This is a genomic window from Exiguobacterium sp. s166 (assembly GCF_018618855.1).
Taxonomy (GTDB): Bacteria; Bacillota; Bacilli; order Exiguobacteriales; family Exiguobacteriaceae; genus Exiguobacterium_A.
Genome location: NZ_JACSMU010000004.1, coordinates 20,656 through 45,618, shown reverse-complemented (window position 1 = coordinate 45,618; position 24,963 = coordinate 20,656). Strand labels below are relative to the sequence as shown.

General features: G+C 48.2%; 23 protein-coding genes. 3 read left to right on the top strand and 20 right to left on the bottom strand.

What is annotated here, in order from left to right; genetic code table 11:
* Positions 1–48: 48 nt before the first annotated feature.
* The 3 genes from KNP93_RS10405 to KNP93_RS10395 form a co-directional block, all read right to left on the bottom strand.
* The gene (locus tag KNP93_RS10405) at positions 49–2,823 is read right to left on the bottom strand and encodes a glycoside hydrolase family 3 protein (protein ID WP_214855177.1); all 2,775 of its coding nucleotides are present in this window, start codon (positions 2,821–2,823) and stop codon (positions 49–51) included.
* Between the two features lie 4 nt (positions 2,824–2,827).
* On the bottom strand, positions 2,828–3,922 hold the full coding sequence (locus tag KNP93_RS10400) for an alpha/beta hydrolase (RefSeq protein WP_214855175.1): 1,095 nt from the start codon (positions 3,920–3,922) through the stop codon (positions 2,828–2,830).
* Between the two features lie 254 nt (positions 3,923–4,176).
* Positions 4,177–5,373 (bottom strand): DUF4317 domain-containing protein, encoded by a 1,197-nt coding sequence (locus KNP93_RS10395; RefSeq protein ID WP_214855173.1) that lies wholly within the window; start codon positions 5,371–5,373, stop codon positions 4,177–4,179.
* 319 nt (positions 5,374–5,692) lie between these two features.
* Between KNP93_RS10395 and KNP93_RS10390 the strand changes: the two genes are divergently transcribed.
* The 3 genes from KNP93_RS10390 (at position 5,693) to KNP93_RS10380 (ending at position 7,570) form a co-directional block, all read left to right on the top strand.
* Positions 5,693–6,325 (top strand): HNH endonuclease family protein, encoded by a 633-nt coding sequence (locus KNP93_RS10390; protein ID WP_214855170.1) that lies wholly within the window; start codon positions 5,693–5,695, stop codon positions 6,323–6,325.
* Between the two features lie 15 nt (positions 6,326–6,340).
* Positions 6,341–6,583, top strand: a complete 243-nt coding sequence (locus tag KNP93_RS10385; protein ID WP_214766782.1) for a hypothetical protein — start codon at positions 6,341–6,343, stop codon at positions 6,581–6,583.
* Positions 6,584–6,784: 201 nt separating this feature from the next.
* Positions 6,785–7,570, top strand: a complete 786-nt coding sequence (locus KNP93_RS10380) for a hypothetical protein (RefSeq protein ID WP_131503614.1) — start codon at positions 6,785–6,787, stop codon at positions 7,568–7,570.
* A gap of 623 nt (positions 7,571–8,193) precedes the next feature.
* Here KNP93_RS10380 and KNP93_RS10375 read toward each other — a convergent pair.
* The 17 genes from KNP93_RS10375 to ychF form a co-directional block, all read right to left on the bottom strand.
* Positions 8,194–8,637 (bottom strand): hypothetical protein, encoded by a 444-nt coding sequence (locus KNP93_RS10375; protein ID WP_131503615.1) that lies wholly within the window; start codon positions 8,635–8,637, stop codon positions 8,194–8,196.
* Positions 8,638–8,756: 119 nt separating this feature from the next.
* Complete coding sequence (gene rlmH, locus KNP93_RS10370) at positions 8,757–9,236, bottom strand: 23S rRNA (pseudouridine(1915)-N(3))-methyltransferase RlmH (RefSeq protein ID WP_214855377.1); 480 nt, start codon at positions 9,234–9,236, stop codon at positions 8,757–8,759.
* A gap of 72 nt (positions 9,237–9,308) precedes the next feature.
* Positions 9,309–9,470 (bottom strand): CxxH/CxxC protein, encoded by a 162-nt coding sequence (locus tag KNP93_RS10365; protein WP_012371885.1) that lies wholly within the window; start codon positions 9,468–9,470, stop codon positions 9,309–9,311.
* A gap of 355 nt (positions 9,471–9,825) precedes the next feature.
* On the bottom strand, positions 9,826–11,118 hold the full coding sequence (locus tag KNP93_RS10360) for a S1C family serine protease (protein WP_214855167.1): 1,293 nt from the start codon (positions 11,116–11,118) through the stop codon (positions 9,826–9,828).
* 106 nt (positions 11,119–11,224) lie between these two features.
* A complete protein-coding gene (locus KNP93_RS10355; RefSeq protein WP_026831603.1) occupies positions 11,225–12,016 on the bottom strand; it encodes an MBL fold metallo-hydrolase in 792 nt (263 codons plus the stop codon).
* A gap of 10 nt (positions 12,017–12,026) precedes the next feature.
* Positions 12,027–12,863 (bottom strand): two-component system regulatory protein YycI, encoded by an 837-nt coding sequence (locus KNP93_RS10350; RefSeq protein ID WP_214855164.1) that lies wholly within the window; start codon positions 12,861–12,863, stop codon positions 12,027–12,029.
* Between the two features lie 6 nt (positions 12,864–12,869).
* Positions 12,870–14,186 carry a YycH family regulatory protein gene (locus tag KNP93_RS10345; protein WP_214855162.1) on the bottom strand — a complete coding sequence of 439 codons (1,317 nt, stop codon included), beginning with the start codon at positions 14,184–14,186 and terminating at the stop codon, positions 12,870–12,872.
* Positions 14,183–16,033, bottom strand: a complete 1,851-nt coding sequence (gene walK, locus KNP93_RS10340; RefSeq protein ID WP_114596768.1) for a cell wall metabolism sensor histidine kinase WalK — start codon at positions 16,031–16,033, stop codon at positions 14,183–14,185. The genes KNP93_RS10345 and walK overlap by 4 nt, the downstream gene beginning before the upstream one ends.
* Positions 16,034–16,035: 2 nt before the next feature.
* Positions 16,036–16,746, bottom strand: a complete 711-nt coding sequence (yycF, locus tag KNP93_RS10335) for a response regulator YycF (protein WP_026827044.1) — start codon at positions 16,744–16,746, stop codon at positions 16,036–16,038.
* Positions 16,747–16,993: 247 nt separating this feature from the next.
* A complete protein-coding gene (locus KNP93_RS10330; protein ID WP_131503619.1) occupies positions 16,994–18,286 on the bottom strand; it encodes an adenylosuccinate synthase in 1,293 nt (430 codons plus the stop codon).
* 218 nt (positions 18,287–18,504) lie between these two features.
* A complete protein-coding gene (dnaB, locus tag KNP93_RS10325; RefSeq protein ID WP_012371893.1) occupies positions 18,505–19,857 on the bottom strand; it encodes a replicative DNA helicase in 1,353 nt (450 codons plus the stop codon).
* A 19-nt stretch (positions 19,858–19,876) separates the two neighbouring features.
* Positions 19,877–20,320 (bottom strand): 50S ribosomal protein L9, encoded by a 444-nt coding sequence (gene rplI, locus KNP93_RS10320; RefSeq protein WP_131973579.1) that lies wholly within the window; start codon positions 20,318–20,320, stop codon positions 19,877–19,879.
* The gene (locus KNP93_RS10315) at positions 20,317–22,302 is read right to left on the bottom strand and encodes a DHH family phosphoesterase (RefSeq protein WP_214855160.1); all 1,986 of its coding nucleotides are present in this window, start codon (positions 22,300–22,302) and stop codon (positions 20,317–20,319) included. The genes rplI and KNP93_RS10315 overlap by 4 nt, the downstream gene beginning before the upstream one ends.
* A 137-nt stretch (positions 22,303–22,439) precedes the next feature.
* The gene (gene rpsR, locus KNP93_RS10310; protein WP_012371896.1) at positions 22,440–22,670 is read right to left on the bottom strand and encodes a 30S ribosomal protein S18; all 231 of its coding nucleotides are present in this window, start codon (positions 22,668–22,670) and stop codon (positions 22,440–22,442) included.
* 47 nt (positions 22,671–22,717) lie between these two features.
* Positions 22,718–23,245 (bottom strand): single-stranded DNA-binding protein, encoded by a 528-nt coding sequence (locus KNP93_RS10305; protein ID WP_012371897.1) that lies wholly within the window; start codon positions 23,243–23,245, stop codon positions 22,718–22,720.
* Between the two features lie 23 nt (positions 23,246–23,268).
* Positions 23,269–23,556: a 30S ribosomal protein S6 gene (rpsF, locus tag KNP93_RS10300; protein WP_012371898.1), complete on the bottom strand. Its 288-nt coding sequence runs from the start codon at positions 23,554–23,556 to the stop codon at positions 23,269–23,271.
* A gap of 123 nt (positions 23,557–23,679) precedes the next feature.
* Positions 23,680–24,780, bottom strand: coding sequence for a redox-regulated ATPase YchF (ychF, locus tag KNP93_RS10295; RefSeq protein WP_026827041.1), 1,101 nt, complete (start codon positions 24,778–24,780; stop codon positions 23,680–23,682).
* Positions 24,781–24,963: the final 183 nt, after the last annotated feature.

The following is a 24,963-nucleotide window of genomic DNA, read 5'->3' as shown; positions in this document are numbered from 1 at the left end:
TTTAAACGCGTTAAACACCAGACAGCAACTGACTGCCTGGTGTTTAGTTTACCCGTTTTTCATATGGAACGATTCCGTTAACGTAAAGGTGATGTTTTTGAGCTCAAGCCCGCCAAGCGCAAAGTACAATTTGAAGTAGTTGTGCGGATTAAAGACGAAGACATCTTTTGTCTGCGTCACCCATTCGCCGTTCGTGCCGTTAAACGTAAACGTTGCGACCGGCATGTTGTTCGCAAACAAGGTCACCGGCATCTGTGCCAGTTCCCCGGCATACGACCGGGCTTCGAACGTGACGTGGTACATCCCCGTTTCTTCCGCCGTCACGGCAAAGACGTGGCTGCTTCCGGTCGACGTATCGAGTTCGTCGAAAACGATCGGAACGCCGCTCTGAAGTTGCTGATGCGTCACCGCCTGTTCGTTCAGATCATCCGTTTCTTCCGGCAATCCGGTGACCTCAACCGTTGATTCCTGACCAAGCGTCCGCTCCATGACCGGTGACTGCAGGATGAACTGACAGATATTCGCCGCACTCCGTAACAACTCCGCCCGTGTCAACGTCCCGTCTGCAAGCGACGACAGCGTATCATCCTCAAACGGATTCGCCCCCGGTTCTCCGACGACCATGTAGAGATCGTTTTGTGAACGGACCATCGTCGCCGTCTGTTGCCGGTTGGCTTCCGTTTCTTCCGTATTGATCTTCGCCCACCAGTCGGTCATGACGACACCGTCAAAGCCCCACTCGTCGCGGAGAATCCGGGTATTCTGATCATACAAGCCGGCGGTCCACAGACCATTGACGGCACCGTATGTCGTCATGATCGCATATGCCTGTCCCCGTTTGATGGCATGTTCAAATCCTTTCAGATAAATCTCCCGTAACGCCCGTTCCGAGACGATCGAATCGAGATCATGACGATGGAATTCCTGATTGTTGGCACTTAAATGCTTCAGCGTTCCGGTCACGCCAACCCGGTGCATCCCGTCGAGCTGGGCGACAGCCATCATCCCCGTTAAATGTGGATCTTCCGAGAAGTATTCGAAGTTCCGGCCGTTGAGTGGATGACGGTGAATGTTCATCCCCGGTCCAAGCAACGTATCGATGCCGTTTTTCCGGAGTTCAAGCCCTGTCATCTCAAATAAATCCGCGACTAAATCGACGTTGAACGTTGAGGCGACGAGCGTTCCGTTCGGCAGTGAGAAAGCTTTTGTTCCGATATCCATCCGGATGCCGGACGGACCGTCGGCACAGCAGGCTGCCGGAATCCCGAACGCTGTCAGCCGGTCGGTCACGCCACCAAACGCCGCTGCCGTTCCCGGAGTAACGCGTGGGGAGTTCATTCCTTCACCGCGGACGATCGCCGCAAGATCCTCATCCATCAACTGATCGAGGAACACGTCGAGCGACGTCTTCTCTTCGTAGACATCCTTCAGGGTCAGTCCCTGGTTGTCCGAATACGTGCGTGCTGCCGGTCGTTCGGCTAAACGGCGGGCTTCCGGATCAATCGTCCGAAGTGGTGTCGCTTCATACGTCACGTCATATCCGGTCTCTGTCTGTTGCGGCTTTAACCGGTCGAATGCCGTGACCGGTGCCATGTTTTCACTTAACGTCTCAACGACACGTAACGTCTCAATCGTTTGTGTTGCCACATGCGCCGCTGTCCGGACGTCCGTTCCGGCGTACAGATGATAAGCACCCGCTTCGATGACGTAAGACGATTTATGTCCGGTCACGCCGGCATCATCGTAACTTGCATATTCCGTCAGAGGCACCGTCAACGTTGCCGTCTCCTGTTGCCCCGGTTCGAGCTGTTGCGTCTTCGTAAAGGCTACGAGTCCCCGTGCCGGGTTACCCAGTTGTCCCTGTGGTTTTTCAAGATACACCTGGACGACTTCTTTCCCGCTACACGTCCCTGTGTTCGTGACGGTGACCGTTAACGTGACTTGTTGCTCCGTCATGTCGACCGTATCCGTTACGACATCAAACGTCGTATAGGATAAACCAAACCCGAACGGATAGAGGACGTCGTCTTTCGCAAACGTCTCGAAGTAACGGTATCCGACATAGATGTCTTCTTTGTAAATCGCCCGGTCTTCATGACCGAAGTATGGCGTCGACGGATAGGCATCGAGCGAACGGACAATCGTATCCGGCAGTTTTCCGGATGGTGTGACCGCTCCCGTCAAAAGATCGATCAAGGCGTTGCCGCCTTCCATTCCGCCTTGCCATCCGTACAGGATTGCACTCGGGTTAAAATCAAGCGCCCACTGCATGTCGATGACATTGCCGACGTTTAACAGGACAACCGTCTTCGAAAATGCTCCGGAGACTTTCTCAATCAGTGTCAACTCGACGTCCGTCAGCAGATAACTGCCCGGATCCGCTGTGTTATCGCGGTCTTCACCGGCTGTCCGACCAATCATGATGATCGCGACGTCCGATTGCGCCGCTGCGTCTGCGACGACTTCATCCGTGACCGGCATTTCTTCCTGCGACCACGGTTCAGCGGCCCAGCCTTCGCCTTTATCAAATGGATGATCTTTCAGCCAGGCTTCATAGACTTCCGTCAACGAGGCATTGACCGTCACATCCGGATGGTCTTGCAACGCTTCGAGCGGACTTGTCACGTGTGTGACGTTAACCATCCCGCCCGAGCCCGTTCCGCTTTTATAATAGTTGAACTGATTGCGTCCGAACACCGAAACTGTTGTTCCCGCAGACAGCGGCAACGTCTGCTTGTCATTCTTCAGCAGGACCGCCCCTTCTGCGACCGTCTGCCTCGCCAGTGCCGTATAGGCGTTCCAATCTAATGTATATGTCGTCATCGATTCATCCTCCTGTTGGTTGTTTAGTCGCAAACCGCTTCTTCAGACCATTTGCGATTTCCGTGATGCAGTCTTCCGCTTGCGGATACTGTCCGAGCTTTTCGATAAAGGCATGGTCCATCCCGTTGTACTGAATCCGTTTTGTTTTCACACCTGACCGCGCGAGTTTTCGTCCGTACGCTTCGCCTTCAAGACGGAGATAATCGTATTCTGCCGTGATGATCAATGCTTCCGGCAGTCCGGCCAGCTTATCGCTGAATAGCGGGGAGACATGCGAATCCTGGACGTTTGTCGTCCCTTGCAGGTACAACCGATTCAACAGTCCATCCGTGTCTTCAAGGGCTGTGACGATTCCTTCAAGCAGTTCTCGGTTTTCATTCATCTCATATGCGTCAAGACGCCAGTTGAAATCATCCGTCGGCAGAGCCGCGAGATTGACGACCGGATAGAGCAGGATCTGGTACTGAATCATCTCTGTCTGTTGTTCGCGGTCAAGCAGGGCACAGACCGTCGCTAAGTTCCCACCGGCACTGTCGCCGGCAACAGCGAGCTGCGCGCGTTTGATTCCGAGCGCTTCCGCTTGTTCATAGACCCATGTAACGGCTGTGAAACAGTCGTTCAGTCCGGCCGGAAATGGATGTTCCGGTGCAAGCCGGTAATCAATTGAAATCACGACAACGTTTGCCCGCTCCGCCAACAACCGGCAAGGATGTTCGACCGGTTCAAGGGTTCCACCGAAAAAGCCGCCGCCGTGGAAATAGACAACCGCCGGTAACGGTTCCGTCGACCGGGGACGATAGATTCGTGCCGGAATCGGTTGTTCCGCACTTGGAATGACGATGTCTTCCGTCGTGATGTCTGTCGTCGTCAGGTCGGTGTTGACCCACCCCATCCCGGCCCGCGCTGCTTCGAGTGAAAAAGGACCGGCCGGTGAACTGTCCTGTGGCTGTTGCGTCATGACTTCGAAGACGCGCGGATCGAGGACACCGCTTTCTGTCCGGTCCGGTACCGGTTTGATGACGACGTCGACACCATCCTGCCGTTCACCGGCTTTTTTTTGCGCTAACCGGTCGACCAATTGCTGATACTCCTGTCCCATGTTTCTTCCTCCTTTTATCGAATTCCTAGCGTGCTTATAAGAGGTGATTCATTTGTAAAAATAAGTATCGAAACCGCTTTCGTAAATAATTAAAAAAATGTTCGATATCTCTTTTTCTTAAAAGATACCGCTTACAAAACCAATCATACGCATCTTTATCCGATTAATCAATCATTCTGGATGATTCAAAAAACGGCACCCGTCTTTCGTGTGCTTTCCTTGTCGGAATGACGCGAAACGAGTGCCGTTTGGAATTAACTTAAAATATTTTCTTCCGAGACGAGCGTAAATCCGTCGATGACGGTATCTTCCTCGACTTCGATCAACAGACATTGTTTGCCGTTGTAATTGACCTGCTTGATGTACTTCAAATCCTGCGCGCTGACCGAAATATTCGCGACTTTTGTGTTGATTTTAATCGATTTCGCTTCGTAGTTCGGGACGATGTTGCTTGCCTTCATCTCGTACTCCGTATCATCGATGACTGTTTTGAAAGCCCGTTCAACCTGTTCCGTACTGACGTCTTCAATCCCGCTCGCTTTTAAGACCCGTTCGACTTCTTTGACGTCAAGCATCGGGATATCTTCCGGTTCGTCCTCTTTTTCGTCTTCTGCGACAAGCAGGTGATTGACTTCCTCATAGACACCCGCGAGCGTTTTTGAATCGACCGATTCGCCGATGACGAGTTTGACGATTTCTTCAAACACCGCTTTGTCTTCTTCTGCAGTCACGATTTGTTCGCCGTTCAGGACGTTTTCGATGAACAAAACGTCCGGTTTATTCGGCTTGCTTGCTGTGTACAGGACACGGTTGACGTCCGCCGCATTATCCGTAAAGCAGGGGAATAAAAAGCCGCCGATCGGTGAAGCGAGTTTGATGACCGGATTGATCAGCAGGTTCGACTTGAACTCAAGATCAACGTAGTCGAAGACAAGCGACTGTTTCGGAAGTTCCGTCTGATTGAGACTACTGAGAATAAAAGGAGTCGTGTAAACTTCATCGTTTTTGTTGACCTCCGTCTCGTCCTCCTGCCGTTTTGTCGTCTTGTAGTACTGCCCGCGGATGAACGTAACGACGATATCATTGTCGTACTGAACGTCCTGGACCATCTTCAGCGCAATCTGTTGCATCTGTTCCGTCCAATCTTCCGTTTCTTCCGTGTACAGGCCTTCGTACAACAGTTGTTGCGTATGTCCGGTCGCGCCTTCTTCCGGCTGCTGGAACTTGACCTCAAATAGCTTGATGTCGAGTTTCCCGGTCAGGACTTTCTTGAAGTTCGCGAGGAACAATTCCTGTTGCTCAAGTTCGAGAAAGGCGAACGGACGGCTTTCTTCGTAGAAGATTTCACTCGTTTCTTTGCGGATATATACATTATAAATTTCGTTGATTTTAAGTAGTTCCGAGTCGACCTTAAAATGGCGACGAATATCACTGATATCTTGTTTATTCATGGTAATGTTTCAGCTCCTTGGCATTTGAATTCCTCGTGGCTCCTGAAAAAAAGGAGTGCCTTCTGTCCGAATCGAACAGAGGTACCCCTTTACTATACAAGAGTTGAATTTTTTTATGTTAAAAGTCTCCGCAATTTTAATTTTTTCAAGTAGCTTCTTTTTTCTGTTACTTTAGTCTTAATTTCAAAAAAATATTTTTAATCAAAATTATTCAACTTTTATAATATTTACATGATTTTAACCCTCTTCAAAATATTCAATGGGATACTGGGAGATGTGAGAGACTTCTTTCACGACCATACATAAGAGGAGGCAGTTCATGTTCCAGAAACTCAAGTTACTCGTCGTATCGTTTGTTTTATTCCTCACTGCATTTCAGTTTGATCTCTCACCCGTTTCCGCACTCCCATCCGGTATCCCGTCAAAAGCGACGGCACAATCCGAACTCAATGCTTTAACGGTCAAAGCCGAAAGTACGATGACCGGGTACTCGCGTGATCTGTTCCCACACTGGATCAGCCAGGGAAGCGGTTGCGACACACGCCAAGTCGTCTTGAAACGTGATGCGGATTCCTACGTCGGCAGCTGTCCGGTCACGTCGGGCTCATGGTACAGTTATTATGATGGACTGACATTTACAAACCCGTCCGATCTCGACATCGATCATGTCGTGCCGCTCGCGGAAGCATGGCGTTCGGGTGCAAGCAGCTGGACGACAACGACACGTCAGGCGTTCGCAAACGACCTCAACGGTCCGCAATTGATTGCCGTCTCCGCAAGCTCAAACCGTTCAAAGGGTGACCAGGATCCATCGACGTGGAAACCGACCCGTGCCGGTGCAAGCTGTGCGTACTCGAAAATGTGGATCAATACGAAAAGCCGTTGGGGCTTAAGTCTTCAATCAACGGAAAAAACAGCACTGCAAACGATGCTGAACACCTGTACCTACTAAGAAGGAGTCGATTCGATGGAAACGAAAACCTCTACTTTTACCGCCACGCATGGTGTGATGACAAATGAAGTCGGCGTCATCAGCGGCGAACTGGAATTACGGACGACCTGCCAGGAAGACGGTACACTCGAACTCGCCATTTCCTATGTCGGCTCAACTGACGTTTACACGTTACCAGGCAAGGATTATCAGCTGCATGATATCCGCGATCACGAAGTCGTTCACCGGATGCTCGCGACAGTGCTGGAACGGACATAAAAAGTATAAAATAATATAATTCTTTTGATATCTCCCTTTATAAAACGAGCAGTTAAATGAATCTGCTTATCTTTATAAAGGGATTTTTTATTACAACATATTTTAAAAATACTATCTCATTTCTTAAACACGGAATTCAAATACCCATAGTTTAGATAGTGCTATTATTTGGTAATAATATTCAAAGGAGGCGATATAGAAATGGATGATTCAGTTACTAAACTGCTCATGAAAAAAGTAAAAAAGTATAAGAAATGGACAGAGGGAGCGTTTGTTAATCCGGTTTATTGGATGGTAAATGGAACGCCTTATTATATGGCTGGATTTACTAAGAATAATGCTCCTGTGGCAACAGCATATTTGACAATTGGTGATGAAAAGCTCGATGAGGCATTAGAGGCTCAAAGACACTTGGCGATTTTTGCCGACTTAAATAATAATGTACTTGATATCGGCAAAGATTTTTTAAAAATTAATGCAAACTATTTTACACAACCGCTCAGTATACCTGTTGATGACTCTAATTTATCTGCATTGACTGGAAAAGAAGCATTTTCAGAGCTTTGGAAAAATCAACAAAAAATATTTTCACTAGTAACTGAATATAAGCAATATTATGAGACTGATGTATTAATACGTCGGGAAATCTTTATGAAAGACATTATTAAAACTCAGGAAGCAGCAAATTTATTGACACTTTATCAATATTTAAATTTAAAAATCTTACTCGATAACAATGATGAAATACATGCCTTTTCTTCTTTTTTAAAGACAACGAAACAATGGAGGGAACTTGATCGACAATCTAAAAAATTCGTTAAAGGAATTAGTGGTAACCTTAGGAAAATGCGTAAGAGTATGGACAATCTGAACCTGATCATAGATGAGGATTTTGAAACCATGATCACCTTGAATTACAATAAAATGATAGAAGAAAATAAACCAATAATTGAAGGACAGCGAAAATACATACGCTATCCTAAATAATCTACAGGTCGTTATACATTTTTCACTTACTCGTTACTAAATATTAAAAATACGTTGATTGATGTTGCTCCTATTTATCGAATATATTTGATTCATGATGAGAATTATTTATCAAATAATTTATTTAAGGGAGTTCTGTATGAGAGAAGTTTTGATTGGATCAGGTGTAGTGTTAAGCAGTGCTGGTATTTTCATGTTGTTGTATGGAGATATCCCACAGGGTTTTATCGCTTTGATTACGTTCACTTTTGGTGTAATCGTAGCAATGTTAACGAAAAAGAAGAAGGTAGATTGACCGTTATGTATAAGGAGGCAACGCCATAATTCATGAATTGATTCGAGCATCTGACTCTACTACGATTAATGGAGTTATTGCAACGTGTGCTGACCCGATTTTAGCCCATGTCAATCCAGCGCAACTAAAGACCAAAGATTTGATTGTCTCCAGTCACAAAGATCATTCCATTTTTGCGGCGCGTATCCCCCTTGCAGAAGACGCATGGAACTGGATTGGCGACAGAAATCGAAGACGGTCACTGGTTCAATTTTAAAGATCTCGACGGCAATCATTTAATGGTTTGTAAATGTTGAGATTTAGTTTCCCAGTAAAAAAATAAATCGATCTATTCGATAGCTCCATATCGATTCTGTTTTCCCAACCAGTCGTTTTTTTCTCTCCATCTAAGTTTTTTAGCCGATATCCAGCTTACGTTATATTCGATCTGGTTCGGATCAAAGTCAATATCATCCGACCAATAATAAGTATCCTTTTGCTTTAAAATAATAGCCTCAAACAGAATCGAGTCGAACTTTTCTAGTGTCGGAAGGATATAAATTCCTGTTATACCTTCAAACCATAATTCAATTACAGACGGGTTTTTGAACTGACGCTGAAACAACAGTTTGACGTTTGTATCTAATCCGCTCGGAGCATTCATCGTCAAATTATCATCAACATACGTTTCGGTCCACATATGCACTTCCTTCAAACAGCCATCATGAAAATAACCATAGTTCTCAAGTAATTCTCTGATTTCTAACTCCTCTTTTAGTTCAATCCAGTTCATGGGCGACCTCCAGTACATTTTTTGATTTTTGATAGTCCCTTGTCAGAAAAGCTATTCCTTACAAAAGACCATATCAAATGCGTAACAGCATTTGATATGGTCTTTTGTATTGACTAAATTTATTTGTGGTACGGTTCATTTCGATTAATCCGATATGCCCGATAAATCTGCTCACACAGAATTATCTTCATCAATTGATGGGGAAATGTCATCTTCGAGAACGAGATCGTATCGTTTGCCCGTTGCATGACTTCCGGTGCCAGACCAAGTGATCCGCCGATAACAAACGCGATTTTACTTTTTCCGTATGTCGCCAGTCGGTCGAGTTCTGTCGCAAACTGTTCACTCGTCCGTTGCTTTCCTTCGATAGCAAGTGCATAGACATGAACATCCGGTCCGATCTTCGCTAAAATCCGTTCGCCCTCTTTTTTCTTCACTTGCTGCATCTCGGCGTCACTCAATTGTTCCGGTGCTTTTTCGTCCGGCACCTCGATTTCCTGAATCGAACAATACGCGCCGAGCCGTTTTGTATATTCGGCAATTCCTTGCTTCAAGTACTTCTCTTTCAGCTTTCCGACCGTAATAATGGTAATTTGCATCATTTTTCTCGCTTTCTGACAGAAAATTCAGGAGTTATCCACAGAGTTATCCACATGTCCACATGTTGATAATTATTTTTTGCTTGACACAAGATATGTCGCAGGCTGGTCACAGTACTCGCACGTGACATTTTTCTCCGCCGGCACCTCTTCCAAAATCGGATACTCTTCCGTTTCATCGACTACTTCGTCGAGCGCTAACTCGACGTGTTCTAAACAGACATATTTATCCACAGGTCTTTTCCTCCTTTTAAGTTATCCACATTTATCCGCTACCAGTATAACAAAAATTGACTTCTCCGACCGAAAAAAGTTATCCACAGCTCTGACGTTACTCACTCCACTGTTCTGCTATTCCCTTCATTCATCGCGTCCGCTGCACGCGACTCCTACAGGAAAAAGCACGGCTCGCCCGTGCTGTCAGAAGAAAACGAGACCCGGGCATCGACGCCGACAGGCAAGTAAGCCCGCGGCTTGTTCCTCGCCTGAGGAAAGCGCGTGACAGCGAATCACGATGAACACCGGAGACACCATCCTTTCGGCGCACAAAAAACTACCCGCACGTATACGAGTAGTTGATCTGAATCTGTTATTGCACCGTCGCCGCTTGCGCCGACAGTTTGACATCCAGTGTCTGTTTCTCGCCGCCCCGGTAGAACGTCACCTTGACGTTATCGCCGACTTTCGCATCTCGGTACAGAACACTTTTTAGATCGGCAAACGAGTTGATGTCCTTGCCGTTGATTTCAACGATGACATCATTTTCTTTCATCCCTGCTTTTTCCGCCCCGCTGTTGCCCGTCAAACCGACGACAACAATCCCGCGGGTGACGTCATTCGGTAACTTCAGACGATCTTCACGGAAACCGCTCGGGAACTCCTGAACGTCCCGGATTTGGATCCCGAGTTGCGGACGAATCACTTCACCGTTTTGTTCAAGATCACGCATGATCGGTAACGCTTCGTTGATTGGAATCGCAAAACCGACCCCTTCGACACTCGCTTCGGCAATCTTCATCGAGTTGATTCCGATTAATTGACCGGACGTATTGATGAGCGCTCCGCCTGAGTTACCAGGATTGATCGCGGCATCGGTCTGAATGACTTCGGTGTTGAAGTCCTGCTGCCCGTCCTTGTTCGTATCAACCGGTACCGTCCGTTCCTGGGCACTGATGACACCGCGTGTCACCGAGTTTGCAAAGATCCCGAGCGGATTCCCGATTGCAAGGACCGTCTCCCCGGCGCGTAACGTATCCGAATCGCCGAGTTTGACGACTTGCGTCACTTTTGAAGCATCAATCGAGAGAACTGCTAAATCGTACGTCGGATCTTCTCCGAGGACTTTCGCTTCCAGTGCCGTTCCGTCAGACAACGTGACCGACAACCGGCTGGCGCCTTCGACGACATGATAGTTCGTGACGACATAGGCTTTGTTGCCGTCTTTTTTATAGATGACACCGGATCCGGCACCCGTCTCTTGAGCACCGCCTTGGAACGAGTTTTGCAGGTTCGTCACGCTGACGACGGCTTCTCTCGTCTGACTGACGGCGCCGACGATATCGTTTTCCGATTCCGTCGCGTTTGATGCCGCTTGCTCCGGCGTCGCGTTTGAGACCGGCGTCGGACTCGTCATTTCGTCACGGACAAACGGCCAGGCGATCAAGGCAATCAACAGAGCACCGATGATCCCGCCAATCAGGCCGACAAAAAAGGCTTTTCCGCCGCCGCGGCGTTTTGGTGCAGGTGGTTCTTCTTCATATGATTCACGATAAGGACTGACCGGCTCGTCTTCACTTGGTCGTCGCGGCGGAAAGCCGCTTGTCTCATCGGTCGATGCGTAAGGCTGATCTGATTCGTTCCGTGGTTCTTCTGGTCGATCCATCGACACACGCCTCCTTCTAAACTCTCTTTACACAAGTATACCCCCATCACGTGGCGAGATAGCCAAATGTGGGGGTCTTTTGAGCATATTCAGTAATTTCCCATAATCAGAGCTTCAAAAGCGGCGTCGGAATGACGGGATCGGTGTCGAGCAACTGGATTTTACTGAGGTCGACGTCGCGGCTCGCAAGCGTCTGCGAGACACTCATCCGGGCGAGTTCCTTCATGTTGTTGTCCTTACTCAGGTGGGCCATATGGATCCGTTTCGTCCGGTCGTCGAGCACTTCGCTCATCGCGATCGCCGCGTCTTCGTTCGAGACGTGTCCGTAATCACCGAGGATCCGCCGTTTAACGCTCCACGGGTAATGCCCCATCTGAAGCATCCCGATATCATGATTCGCTTCGAAGATATAAGCATCGGCTCCGCGGATGACACCTTTCATCCGGTCCGATACGTAACCGGTATCGGTGATGTGGGCGAGTCGTTTTCCTTCATGGGCAAACTGGAAGAACATCGGGTCGGCCGCGTCATGGCTGACGTTAAACGATTCGACTTCGATGTCGCCGAACTGTTTGACCTCACCGACTTCCCAGAGGAACTTCAGCGCCGGATCAATTTTGCCGATTTTTGCTTCCATCGCCGCCCACGTCTTTTCGTTCGCATAAAGCGGGATGTTGTACTTCCGCGCCATGATGCCGACGCCTTTGATATGATCCGAATGTTCATGGGTGACGAACAAACCGTCAATCTGATCCGGCGACCGGTGAATCTGGTCGAACAGGGCGAGCATCGCTTTGCCGGTCAGACCGGCGTCGACGAGCAGGCGGGTCTGTTCACTTTCGATATAGAGGGCATTCCCCGTCGAGCCACTGGCAAGGACGCTGTAGTGTAGGCTCATCGTGCATTCCTCATTTCTCTGAAACGGTATCAAGCCGTTCGATGGTCTGGACTCCGCCGTCAATCGCATTGACGAAATACAGTTCTTCTCCGTTCAGTTCAATCTGCCACGTCGGCGGTAAAATCTGCACCGATTTCGTTCCTTCCGTCACAAGACAGAAGTAGCCGAGCTTTTGACTCGTCATTCGTTTCGAAGCGGGGAACAAGCCCTGCTCCGACAGTTGAATGACGGACTCACTCGCCGATAATAACGTGACATCCTGTGCCTGACGGACGACTTTGTTTAAGTGACGTTGTTTGTAGCTGACGACTTCCTTTTGCTCGTTCAACTGAAGCACAAGTAACGACGGACCAATCATCGCATCATCCTCACGCGACTGTTGCGGTGTCGAGTATAACGGCTGTTCTTTATACGTCTGAACAAATGTCATCTCATTGTGTTTGCTGTCATACTTCCAAAATGTGTAGTCGGTCCCGTATGCAGCCGACGATTGGACAAACGATGTTGCCGAATCCCGCATCGATTTCGCTTCGAGCGGGAACGGCTTCGTCAGACGAACCGACCACTCGATTTGATTTTTGACGGATGTGACGGCATCTTGGATCGAAGAGCCTGGTTTAGGAGCCAATGAACTCGTATCGACTTCCGCCGTCAAATAACCAATTTCCTTTGAGACCGTCTGCAGTTTCTTTTCATCAATTTTTCGTTCTTTCAAAACAGTTTTTCCGTCCGCATTCGTCGTGACGATTCGGGGATCAATCATTCGGTCCATCAACTGAACGGCAAGATAGGCGTTCAGGATCAGGAACGTTAAAATCAGTAACGTTTTTGCTTTACTCCAATCCATGAAACATTATCCCTCTTTTCCGATAGCTTGATCGACCGTGGTCCATTTCCCGTTTCGTTTGATGAACCAATTTGGCTTAAACAAGGCATAGCGACTTGTTTCAATTTCATAAGTCATCTCATATCCCATCCGGATAGCGGACATCTCATCCAACATGTCGGCGGATTGAAGCTGCTTTTCGATCTGATCGATGGATGGCAATGTCGTTTCCCGGAGCAACAGCTTCCGATCCGCCCGAATCATACTGCGGCTGAGCGAACGGATTTGATTTTCTTCGAACGTTACTTTGATGGTCGCGAGATCAAAGTCCGGTTGTTCAAGTAACGGTCCTGTTTCACCAAAAATTGGGTATCGGTTCAAATACAATCGGAACGTCGCCGCCTGTTCCTCTTCCGCTTTCGACATCTGATCAAAGTAATAGCGGAAACCGCTGCGTTGTGTCACAGGATCGAGCCATCCGCCATGGATGTTGATGTAACTGACGATTGTACTGTAATCGACGGACGAGGTTTGGGTGTTCGGAGACAATGTATTAAAACGGAACGCATTATAATCCCGGTCGTAGGTCGAAACACTGACACCGTCCGTCAAAACGTCCAGGTCATCCCGGCTCTTGATTTGTTGGACGTTCGAGTTTTCCGTAAAGAACGCGCTCTCGATCCGGCTGAGCGGCTTCGGATCCTGTGAAACATCATCGTAGACGAATACTTCTTCCAGTTTCGTCGCGCCGCTTGGGACATACGTGTAGTCACCGCCCTTGAGCTCGACTTTCGTCATCGGTTTTTTCTTATCATAGGCGAATAGACGTTTTAAGACCGTCTCATCCCCGATTAATTTAAAATCCTTAAATCGTCCCGTCGTCGACTCCAGTCGAAGGATCGGTCCTTCATAATCGAGCAGATAGAGCCGTTTGATCGGCTCTGACATCGCAATTTGTTTTTCCCCGAGCAACTCCTCGAGCATCTTTGAACTGATCGGCGTCGGGAAAATCATCTCGACACTCCGTTTGCTGACCGGAATATCTGACGCCTTATCGGTCAAAACCAGGACACCGACATCAAACGAGGCGCCAATCCGGTTCAGAATCGTCCGACCGATGATTTGGGTCTGATAGGCACTTTCACCGTTCGAATAGATGACCAACTCCGGATTAATCAGCTGATTTCCTTCGACCGTCTTTGAGGTATCGATTTCATTAAACGATACCTGTTCCTGTTCAATCGACTCGCTGCTCGGATGATACGTCCATAACATGGCGGTTTGCACGATTGAGGCACTGACCAGAAGAATCAAAGCGATGGATTTCAGTCGCTGTTTCGTCATCCGATATCCACCTCTTCGATCACCTCGTATGGAAGCGTAAAGTAAATCGTTGTCCCGCGTCCCCATTCGCTTTCTGCCCAAATGTCACCACCGTGTGCCGAAACGACGTCTTTGGCAATCGAAAGACCGAGTCCGGTCCCGCCAATCTTCCGTGCCCGTGCTTTATCGACCCGGTAGAAGCGTTCAAAGATTTTCTGCAGGTTCGCTTTTGGAATCCCGACTCCTTCGTCTTTGATGCTGATGACGATCCGTTTCGCCCGTAACATCGTCCGGACGGTGATCGTACCGCCTTCCGGTGAATACTTGATCGCGTTCGTTAAGATATTATCCGCGACCTGAATCAACTTATCCTGGTCCCCGCGGATGTAGACTTTCCGTTTCATGATCTTGCGGCGGAACTGAATCCGTTCCGGTTTCGTCATATCGTGGCGATCGAGAATATCATTTAAGAATTGAATATAATCAAACCGGACTTTGTTCATCTTGTATTCCTTGCTGTCCATTTTCGACAGTTGCAACAGATCGGTCACGAGGCGGATCATCCGCTCCGTTTCGTTTTGTGTCGTCTCCAGGAACCGTGGCGCCAGTTCTTCATCCTGGTACGCACCTTCCGCTAAGGCTTCGAGATAACTCCGCATCGTCGTCAGCGGTGTCCGGAGTTCATGACTGACGTTCGCGACGAACTCACGGCGGTCCTGCTCGACTTGTTCCTGCTCCGTGACGTCATGCAGGACGATAATCATACCGGTAATCGGTCCACTGTGTTTTTTGACCGGTGAGAAGAAGGCCCGGACAAGGAACAGTTCGTCCTCGCTGCTAAAATCAAGCAAACGGGGCGGCATCGTGCCGTCTTCCGGAATCATAAAGTCGTCTCCGAGCGCGAGTAGATCCTTTAAATTCGTCCCGACGATACCGGATTCATCGACACCGACGATATCCTTCGCCTGGTCGTTCATCAGGATGACACGTAGCGTCCGGTCCGTCGCAATCACACCATCCGTCATATTTTCAAGGACACTCGTCAATTTCCGCCTTTCGGCTTCCGTCGTCGCATTCGCTTCGAGTAATTCATCCGTCAGTTCATTAAAGGAACGTGCCAACTGACCAATTTCGTCATCGGAATAGACTTTAACCTTCCGCGAGAAGTTCCCGCGCCGCATCTCGATTGCCTGGCGCCGCATATCCGAAATAGGCCGTGTAATCGTCCTTGATAACAGGACACCGAGAATCGAGGTGATGACAAGTGCAATCACTGTCCCCGTTGCTAAGATGCGTGTGACTTGCTGCATCTGAGAATAAATCGACTCCATCGAAGCCCGGACGTAAATCATCCCGGTCGTTGCACCTGTCCGTTCCGAGGTAACGGGGACTGCAAAGATCCGAATCTTGTCTTCCGTCGTCGGATCGAGGACGGTATCGACACGGGAGGAACTCGTAGCTTGTGCTTTTTTAATCAGTGAATTCGTCGCCCGTTGTCCGACCGCTGACTGATTGTCCTCGTCGGACGTCGCTTGAATGATCGAGTCCTGATCAATGATTTGTACTTCGAGAATATCGTTCCTTGACGTCGAGCCACTACTAAACTCAGACAGCAGTTGTCCAAGAGATTCAGACAACTGCCGTTTGGAGGCCTCATCATCGCCTGTCTTATCGAATTCCTTCCCGACATTGTACGCAACAAGTCCGGCCCGGTCTTCAACAGATTTTGAGAAGTTCGTAATGTACTGTTTTTCAAGAGAACGAACGAAGTAAACCCCAATGACTTGCATCGCGACTAAGATCAACAACGCATAAATGACGACAAGTTTCCACTGGATCGATTTGAAGAAGTTCGTTCCTTTTAACATCGTTATTCATTCTCCCCGTCTTGGAGATAATAGCCGACACCACGGCGGGTCATGATATAGATTGGTGTACTCGGGTTATCTTCGACTTTTTCTCGCAGACGGCGCACAGTGACGTCAACGGTCCGGACGTCACCGAAGTAATCATATCCCCACACGGTTTGGAGCAGGTGTTCACGCGTCATGACTTGACCGATGTTTTTCGCCAAGTAATGCAACAGTTCAAACTCACGTTGTGTCAGTTCGATTTTTTGATCCTGTCGTGTGACGGTATGAGAATTCGTATCGATATACAGTTCTCCTACTTTCAATGGACCCGGTCCTGCATTTGCCGGTGTCGCTTCGACCGTATTGACGTTTCGTAAGTGTGCCTTCACCCTTGCCAATAATTCGCGCGAGCTGAATGGTTTCGTCACGTAATCATTTGCACCAAGCTCCAGGCCAAGGACCGTATCAATTTCAGAATCCTTTGCCGTCAACATGATGATCGGGACTTTTGATGTTTTCCGGACTTCCCGGCAAACTTCCATTCCATCCATCAAGGGCAACATGATATCGAGCAAAATCAAATCGGGCTTAAACTCTTCGACTTTCTCGAGTGCTTCCACTCCATCATTTGCTACGGCGACACTATAACCTTCTTTTTCTAATTTAAATTTTAATATATCGGCAATCGGTTGCTCGTCATCGACGACGAGGATTTTACGTTCCGTCACTGGGTGTTCCCCCTTAATAATTTCTATTCAATCTATTTTACCTGTTTTTCAGGCATATAGAAAGGTGGCGACGGAAACTCCCGACGCCACTCTGTTGACTTCATCATACGTTTACATCGTGCGTTCCACGTGAAACATTACCTTTAGTATACGCTCGTTCACTTTATTTTGTGAATGATTTCGCTTGATTAGAGATAAAAAAAAAGCAACTCCAGATTTCAAATCCGGAACTGCCACTTTTCAACCATTAAGCTTCTTCGTACAAATCACGGAGAACGACCGTTTGTTCACGACCCGGTCCAACTGAGAATGTCACGAGGGAGATGTTCGTCAAATCTGCAATCCGTTTAACGTAGTTCTGCGCATTGATCGGCAAATCCTCAAACTTGCGGATGTGCGTAATGTCTTCTTTCCAGCCCGGTAGCTCTTCATAAACCGGGACACATGCTTCGAGATCGCGGAAACTTGCCGGATACTCATCGATCTGTTTGCCGTTAAACTCATACGACGTACAGATTTTAAGCGTCTCGATACCTGTCAGGACATCGATTGAGTTCAATGAAAGATCTGTCAAACCGCTTGTCCGGCGTGAGTGACGGACGACGACTGAATCGAACCAGCCGACACGGCGTGGACGGCCTGTCGTTGTTCCGTATTCACGACCGACTTCCCGGATGTGATGACCGATTTCGTCAAACAGCTCTGTCGGGAACGGACCATCACCAACACGTGACGTGTATGCTTTACAGACACCAACGACGTGATCGATCCGGGCTGGACCGACACCAACACCTGAAGCGACACCGCCGGCTGATGCGTTGGATGATGTAACGAATGGATACGTCCCGTGGTCAAGGTCGAGTAAGACACCTTGTGCCCCTTCGAAGAGGACTTTTTCGCCCTTATCGAGGCTGTCGTTGACGACGACTGATGTATCGCAGACATATTTCGCAAACTCTTGACCGTATGCGTAGTATTCTTCGAAGATATCATCGAAAGCAATCGCTTCCGCATCATACATCTTCGTGAACATCCGGTTTTTCTGATCAAGAACGATTTTTAGTTTTTCGGCGAATGTTTCTTTGTCGAGTAAATCAGCCATCCGGATTCCGATTCGTGCTGCTTTATCCATGTAGCACGGTCCGATTCCTTTAAGTGTCGTTCCGACTTTCGCGTCGCCTTTTGCTTCTTCTTCGAGTTGATCTTGCAACTGATGATACGGCAAGATGACATGCGCCCGATTCGAAATCAGTAAGTTATCCGTTGAAACACCACGATCGTGCAGATACTTCAATTCCTTGACGAGCGATTTCGGGTTGACGACAAGGCCGTTCCCGATGACACATTTCTTGTCTGAGTAAAAAATTCCTGATGGAATCAAGTGTAACTTATACGTCTCATTATTAAATACGATTGTATGTCCGGCATTGTCTCCACCTTGATAACGAGCAACGACATCGGCTTTTTTCGAAAGAAAATCGGTAATCTTTCCTTTTCCTTCGTCGCCCCATTGTGTTCCGACTACTACTACTGATGACATATTCTCATCCACCTCCACGTACGATTCAAAACCACGACTAAGTGTAACGCGGAAAAAAACAGAAGTCAACCAAATACCGAACAATTAAATGTTACAATTCTTTTTCGTTCGTTTAAAAGACGGTTTTAATTCGTTTTTTTCCTTTCTCTTCAAGATATTCAAACATAACGATTAAAAAAACGCTTCTGTCTCAGAAGACGGAAGCGTTTTTAAGCCATTTAGGCGGGTGGTGCATAGGAATTATTCGGTTCGAGATCCACGAACTTATTAAATTCTTTCCGGAAAGCGAGTTTGACGGTACCGGTCGGACCATTCCGCTGTTTCGCGATAATGATTTCGATCGTGTTCGCATCTTCCGTTTCTTTATTGTAGTAATCGTCGCGGTATAAGAAGGCAACGATATCCGCATCCTGCTCGATTGCTCCCGATTCCCGGATATCGGACATCATCGGCCGTTTATCCTGCCGACTTTCCACGCCCCGTGACAGCTGCGATAACGCAATGACGGGGACTTCGAGTTCACGGGCGAGCGACTTCAAGGACCGGGAGATCTCGGAGACCTCCTGTTGCCGGTTATCGCTGGAACGCCCGTTTCCTTGAATCAGTTGAAGATAATCAATCATGATCATTCCAAGACCGTGCTCCTGCTTCAGACGGCGGCATTTCGCCCGGATATCGTTGACACGAATACCCGGTGTATCGTCGATATAGATCCCGGCTTGGGATAAGCTGCTCATCGCGAGGGATAACTTGCCCCAGTCCTCATCTTCGAGCTGTCCGGTCCGGAGGCGCTGCGCGTCGACATTGCCTTCCGCACACAGCATCCGCATGACAAGCTGCTCCGCTCCCATCTCAAGACTGAAGATGGCGACATTCTCATCGGCACGGGTCGCGACGTTTTGTGAGATGTTCAAGGCGAAGGCCGTCTTCCCGACAGACGGACGGGCGGCAACGATGATTAAATCGTTGCGCTGGAATCCGGCCGTCACTTTATCGAGATCACGGAAGCCGGTCGGAATCCCGGTCGTCTCGCCGCTTTGTTTATGCAACTTATCAATCGTCGCATACGCACTCGTCAAAACGTCCGAAATCGGAATGAAGCTGGCACTGCCTTTTCCTTGTGAGACTTCGAGAATCTTCCGTTCTGCTTCATTCAGTAGGACGTCAACCTCGTTTTGCCGTTCGTAACCGTCCGTGACGATTTCATTGGCGGTCCGGATCAACCGGCGCAAGGTCGACTTTTGATCAACGACATTGACGTAATAGTTGATGTTTGCGGCGGTCGGAACACCTTCCGCCAGTTCACCGAGGTACGGCAATCCGCCGACTTCCTCGAGAATACCAAGCGTACTGAGTTCCGCCGTAACGGTCACGAGGTCGATTGCTTCTCCCCGATCCGACAACACAAGCATCGTTTCAAAAATGCGTTGGTGGGCCGCACGATAAAAATCTTGTGGCAATAATCGTTCGGACGCACTGATCAGTCGATCCGCATCGATCATGATCGCCCCAAGGACGGCTTGTTCCGCCTCAATGCTCTGGGGGGGCGTATTTTGCATTACATCACTCATCACCGGTCCCCTTTTCTACTCACGCTTCTTTAACCTGGACATTTAACGTTGCTGTGACTTCATTGTGCAATTTTAATGGTATTTTCGTCACACCGAGTGTTTTGATCGGATGCTCGAGTTCGATTTTACGTTTATCAATCTTGTAACCCATCTGTTTCAACTCATCCGCGATTTGTTTGCTCGTAACGGATCCGAAGACACGACCGCCTTCACCTGTTTTCGTTGAGACGATGATCGTTTCTTTTTCAATCTTATCTTTTAACGCTTGAGCGTCCTGTAACACTTGTTTCGCTTCTTCTGCCGCTTTACGCTCATGTGCCTCATGCTGCTTAAGGTTTCCGGTTGTTGCCGGACGTGCCAATTTCTTTTTGAACAACACGTTGTTTGCATATGCGTCAGCGACGTCTTTGACGTCTCCTGTTTTACCCTGGCCTTTTACATCTTGTAAGAAAATAACTTTCATTCTGTTTCCTCTCCTTTTGTTTCATCTTCTAAATAATGGTCAATCGCTTTTCGTAATTCTATTGCGACAGTCAAGACCGACTCGGTCATCTGTGTCGCAGCATTCGTTAAATGACCGCCGCCGCCAAGCGTCTCCATAATCAGCTGGACGTTCACTTCACCGAGTGAACGGGCACTGATGGCAGTTCTGCCGTCCTGCAATTCCGCGATGACGAACGCCGCGCGGATTCCTTGGAGCGATAGCAGCTGATCCGCCGTTTGGGCGATCAGGACCTGATCATGGATGACGCCGGGCTCAGCCGTCGCAATCGCCATCCCGGCGGCGTAAACTTCCGTCCGCTCGAGGATATGCGATTGTTCGACGTATGTCTCAAGGTCCTGACTGAGGAACTCCTGAACCAAAACCGTATCCGCTCCTTGCGAACGCAGATAGGAAGCGGCGTCAAACGTCCGGGAACCGGTCCGTAGCGTAAAGCCTTTCGTATCGACGATGATTCCGGCAAGCAAGGCTGTCGCTTCAAGCATTGCCAGTTTCTGATTCGTCGGCTGATACTCGATCAGCTCTGTGACCAGTTCTGATGTCGATGACGCATACGGTTCGAGATAAACGAGAACCGGTTCTTCAATAAAGTCTTCTCCCCGTCGATGGTGGTCGATGACGACCATCCGTTCAAAACGCTCCAGCAAGGCCGGTACGACAACCAGGGAAGGTTTGTGGGTATCGACGATAATCAAGAGCGCCTGATCATCAATCAATTGATCTGCTTGGAACGCATTCACGAAACGGGTCTCGAGTTTCGGTTCCTGGCTGATTTCATTCATCATCCGCCGGATTCCTTGTCCGATTTCAGCTTCCGGAAGAACGATATGGGCTTCTTTATCGTTCATCTCGGCGAGTTTTAAAATCCCGATTGAGGCGCCCAGGGAATCCATATCCGGATTCCGGTGCCCCATGATGAGGACACGGCTCGACTCCTGCATTAAATCACGCAACGAGTTGGCAATGACGCGGGCCCGGACACGTGTCCGTTTTTCTGTCGGATTGGTTTTCCCGCCATAAAAACGAACTTTCCCGTCCCGCTTGATGACGACCTGATCACCGCCGCGGCCTAAGGCCAGATCTAAACTCGATTGGGCCATCAAACCGAGTGCCGGAATCGGATCACTGCCACATCCGATACCAATCGACAACGTCAACTGAACACCACGTTGACTTGTTTCTTCCCGGACGGTATCAAGAATCGTAAATTTTGATCGTTCCAAAATCCGTAAATTCTCTTCCGTCGTCACAATGAAATAACGGTCGGAAGCGGTCCGTTTAATGTAAGTGCCGTGATCCGCGGCCCAGTGATTTAACAACTGGGTGACCCGGCTGTTCAATTCACTGCGAAGCTGATCTTCAATCCCTTGTGTCATCTCATCATAGTTATCAAGATAAATGACACCGATGACCGTCTGATTATCGACCAGTTGCTGTTCGACCTGGGCTTCTTCTGTCATATCGAACAAATAGAAAGTCCGGTTTTCGCTGTTTGAAAAGACACGGTAAACTGATTCGCCGATTTCAAGCGTCGCCTGATCCTCATCGACGCCAATCATTTCAACGAATAAGGGATCAAGATCCGTCAGAACGTGTCCCATGGCAAGGTCCTCAAAAATCTCACGCATCGGATCATTGAACCAGGTAACACGTGCTTCTTCATCATAAAGTAAAATTCCAATTGGCATGTTCGTCAAAGCATCTTGACCGGTGTCTTCGACCTGGATCGATATACCGGCGACGTAGCTTTCCCATGACTTCCGACCACGTCGTTCCTCCAAAAGATGAAGGACAAACAGTGCCGTCGTCAAGACGGCTCCAACCGCTGCGATGATTGGGTGATCGACGGCAATGACAAAAAGTAGAGCCACGATTAATAGATACGGAACGAAGCGAAAAAAGCGCTGTTCTCGTTCAGGTGATACTTGCTGACCTAACCCCATCGCGTCCTCCTTGTATACTAAATATACTCGTATGAAAAATTCGGTAACTTGTATATTATAACCGAAAAGGCGGACCGGTTGAAAGCGAAGCGAAAAAAAGCGCCTTTCCTTCGAAAAGGAAAAGCGCTAGACCGTAATCAGTCAGCTACGTATGGAATTAAAGCCATTTGACGTGAACGTTTGATTGCGATTGTAAGTGGACGTTGGTATTTCGCTGAAGTACCAGTCACACGACGTGGAAGAATCTTACCGCGTTCCGAAATGAAACGTTTGAGAAGTTCTACGTCTTTATAATCGATATGAGTGATGTGGTTCGACGTGAAGTAACATACTTTACGACGACGTTTTCCACCTGGACGACGTGCCATGTGATTAACCTCCTTTTTAGAGTAAATTTTTCAGTCCGACGTTCCCATTAGAATGGAAGGTCGTCGTCTGAAAGATCGATCGAACTGCCGCCGCTGAACGGATCAGCGCCGAAGCCCGAATTCGATGAAGATGAAGCGGGTGCTGGCGAGGAAGAGTTGTTCTGCTGTTGCTGTGAACCCCATCCTGCAGCATTTCCGTTTCCACCTGTATTTGAATTTGAAGAGTAGCTATCACTATCGGAAGAACGGCTTGCATTGCGTGATTCTAGGAATCGAACACTATCCGCGACGACTTCTGCACGATAACGACGTTGACCATCTTTATCGTCATAGCTACTAATCTGAAGGCGACCCTCAACTCCTGCGAGGCTCCCTTTTTTCAAATACTGAGCAACGTTCTCTGCCTGCTTGCGCCAAACGACGCAATCGATGAAGTCAGCTTCTCGCTTCCCATCTTGTCCTGTAAACGGACGGTCACAAGCGAGTGTGAATCGCGTTACCGCAATCCCGCTCTGCGTATAACGCATTTCAGGGTCACGAGTTAACCGACCGACTAAAACGACGCGGTTAATCATCAGAATCACTCTCCTGTTTCAGCTTATTTCTCGTCTTTTGTGATCATTAAGCGAACGATATCGTCACTGATCTTCATGAGACGGTCAAGTTCTTTTGTAGCTGCTGGTTCAGCAGTCACGTTAAGAAGAACGTAGAAACCTTCACGCATATCATTGATTTCGTAAGCAAAACGACGTTTACCCATTTCAGTTGTTTTTTCAACTGTACCACCGTTGTCAGTGAGGACTTTGTTGAAACGCTCAACTAGAGCTTTTCGTGCTTCCTCATCAACTTCCGGACGGATGATGTAAAGTACTTCGTATTTACGCATATCTGTCACCTCCTCTTGGACTGGCGGCTCAATTCATCGAGCAAGGAGCAATAATTCATTACTCACATTTGTTAATACTATCAAAGTATTTTGGTTTATGCAATAACGATTCGTTCGCTTCTCTTAAACGTTGAAGCGGAATGTGACGACATCGCCGTCTTGGAAGACATATTCTTTCCCTTCAGAACGGTAACGGCCTTGTTCTTTCACGGTCGCCATGTTTCCAGCAGCTGCTAAATCTTCGTAAGCAACAACTTCCGCACGAATGAAACCGCGTTCGAAGTCCGAGTGGATGACACCCGCACATTGTGGTGCTTTCATGCCTTTTTTGAACGTCCAGGCACGAACTTCTTTTTCACCGGCTGTGAAGTACGTCGCAAGACCAAGCGTGTTGTACGCTGCGTGAATCAACTGATCCAGACCGGATTCTTCGATTCCGAGGTCAACGAGGAACTCTTGGCGTTCTTCCGGTTCAAGCTCAGCAATCTCTTCTTCGATCCGGGCACAGATGATGATGACTTCTGCGCCTTCTTTCGCTGCAAATTCACGAACTAACCGCACATTTTCATTGCTGTCTGCGTCCGCGACTTCGTCTTCACCGACGTTTGCAACATAAAGCATCGGTTTCATCGTCAACAATTGGAAATGCTTGACGATCGCTGCCTGATCTTCATTTAACTCAGCAAGACGTGCCGGTTTTTCGTCTTCCAGTAACGCCAAGACGATTTCAAGTGCTTCCAGTTCGCCCGCTGCATTTTTATCGCGTGACTTCACTTGTTTTTGGACACGCTGGATCCGTTTTTCAACCAATTCGAGATCGGCAAGGATCAATTCAAGATTGATTGTTTCGATATCGTCGATTGGTGAGACTTTTCCTGAAACGTGTGTAATGTTCTCGTCGATGAAACAGCGGACCACCTGACAGATGGCGTCGACTTCACGAATGTTGGCTAAGAATTTGTTTCCCAGCCCTTCTCCTTTTGAAGCTCCCTTGACGATTCCGGCGATATCCGTGAATTCGAATGCGGTCGGGATTGTTTTCTTCGGATTAACGAGTTCTGTCAATTTACGAAGACGTGCATCAGGCACCTCGACGACACCGACGTTTGGATCGATGGTTGCGAACGGATAGTTCGCCGCCTCGACGCCTGCTTGTGTAATTGCGTTAAAAAGTGTTGATTTTCCTACGTTTGGTAAGCCAACGATTCCGGCTGTTAATCCCACTTGGAATTCCTCCTTTTCGGTATTTCCTAGGAAATCCGTGCTAGCGGCCGCAGTGGGTAGAATGATTACACCACGTCAGCACATCTTTCACAATTATAGATAGTTCAATTTTTTTAAGCAAGGAGATGCGTCTTCTTTTTTTAAGACAAGATTGTTTCATGTACGTTTTGCTGTAGTTTAAAG

Coding starts and splice junctions, on each gene's coding strand:
- KNP93_RS10405 (WP_214855177.1), bottom strand. CDS start 2,823: ATGACGACATATACATTAGATTGGAACGCCTATACGGCACTGGCGAGG.
- KNP93_RS10400 (WP_214855175.1), bottom strand. CDS start 3,922: ATGGGACAGGAGTATCAGCAATTGGTCGACCGGTTAGCGCAAAAAAAA.
- KNP93_RS10395 (WP_214855173.1), bottom strand. CDS start 5,373: ATGAATAAACAAGATATCAGTGATATTCGTCGCCATTTTAAGGTCGAC.
- KNP93_RS10390 (WP_214855170.1), top strand. CDS start 5,693: ATGTTCCAGAAACTCAAGTTACTCGTCGTATCGTTTGTTTTATTCCTC.
- KNP93_RS10385 (WP_214766782.1), top strand. CDS start 6,341: ATGGAAACGAAAACCTCTACTTTTACCGCCACGCATGGTGTGATGACA.
- KNP93_RS10380 (WP_131503614.1), top strand. CDS start 6,785: ATGGATGATTCAGTTACTAAACTGCTCATGAAAAAAGTAAAAAAGTAT.
- KNP93_RS10375 (WP_131503615.1), bottom strand. CDS start 8,637: ATGAACTGGATTGAACTAAAAGAGGAGTTAGAAATCAGAGAATTACTT.
- rlmH (WP_214855377.1), bottom strand. CDS start 9,236: ATGCAAATTACCATTATTACGGTCGGAAAGCTGAAAGAGAAGTACTTG.
- KNP93_RS10360 (WP_214855167.1), bottom strand. CDS start 11,118: ATGGATCGACCAGAAGAACCACGGAACGAATCAGATCAGCCTTACGCA.
- KNP93_RS10355 (WP_026831603.1), bottom strand. CDS start 12,016: ATGAGCCTACACTACAGCGTCCTTGCCAGTGGCTCGACGGGGAATGCC.
- KNP93_RS10350 (WP_214855164.1), bottom strand. CDS start 12,863: ATGGATTGGAGTAAAGCAAAAACGTTACTGATTTTAACGTTCCTGATC.
- KNP93_RS10345 (WP_214855162.1), bottom strand. CDS start 14,186: ATGACGAAACAGCGACTGAAATCCATCGCTTTGATTCTTCTGGTCAGT.
- walK (WP_114596768.1), bottom strand. CDS start 16,033: ATGTTAAAAGGAACGAACTTCTTCAAATCGATCCAGTGGAAACTTGTC.
- KNP93_RS10330 (WP_131503619.1), bottom strand. CDS start 18,286: ATGTCATCAGTAGTAGTAGTCGGAACACAATGGGGCGACGAAGGAAAA.
- dnaB (WP_012371893.1), bottom strand. CDS start 19,857: ATGAGTGATGTAATGCAAAATACGCCCCCCCAGAGCATTGAGGCGGAA.
- rplI (WP_131973579.1), bottom strand. CDS start 20,320: ATGAAAGTTATTTTCTTACAAGATGTAAAAGGCCAGGGTAAAACAGGA.
- KNP93_RS10315 (WP_214855160.1), bottom strand. CDS start 22,302: ATGGGGTTAGGTCAGCAAGTATCACCTGAACGAGAACAGCGCTTTTTT.
- rpsR (WP_012371896.1), bottom strand. CDS start 22,670: ATGGCACGTCGTCCAGGTGGAAAACGTCGTCGTAAAGTATGTTACTTC.
- KNP93_RS10305 (WP_012371897.1), bottom strand. CDS start 23,245: ATGATTAACCGCGTCGTTTTAGTCGGTCGGTTAACTCGTGACCCTGAA.
- rpsF (WP_012371898.1), bottom strand. CDS start 23,556: ATGCGTAAATACGAAGTACTTTACATCATCCGTCCGGAAGTTGATGAG.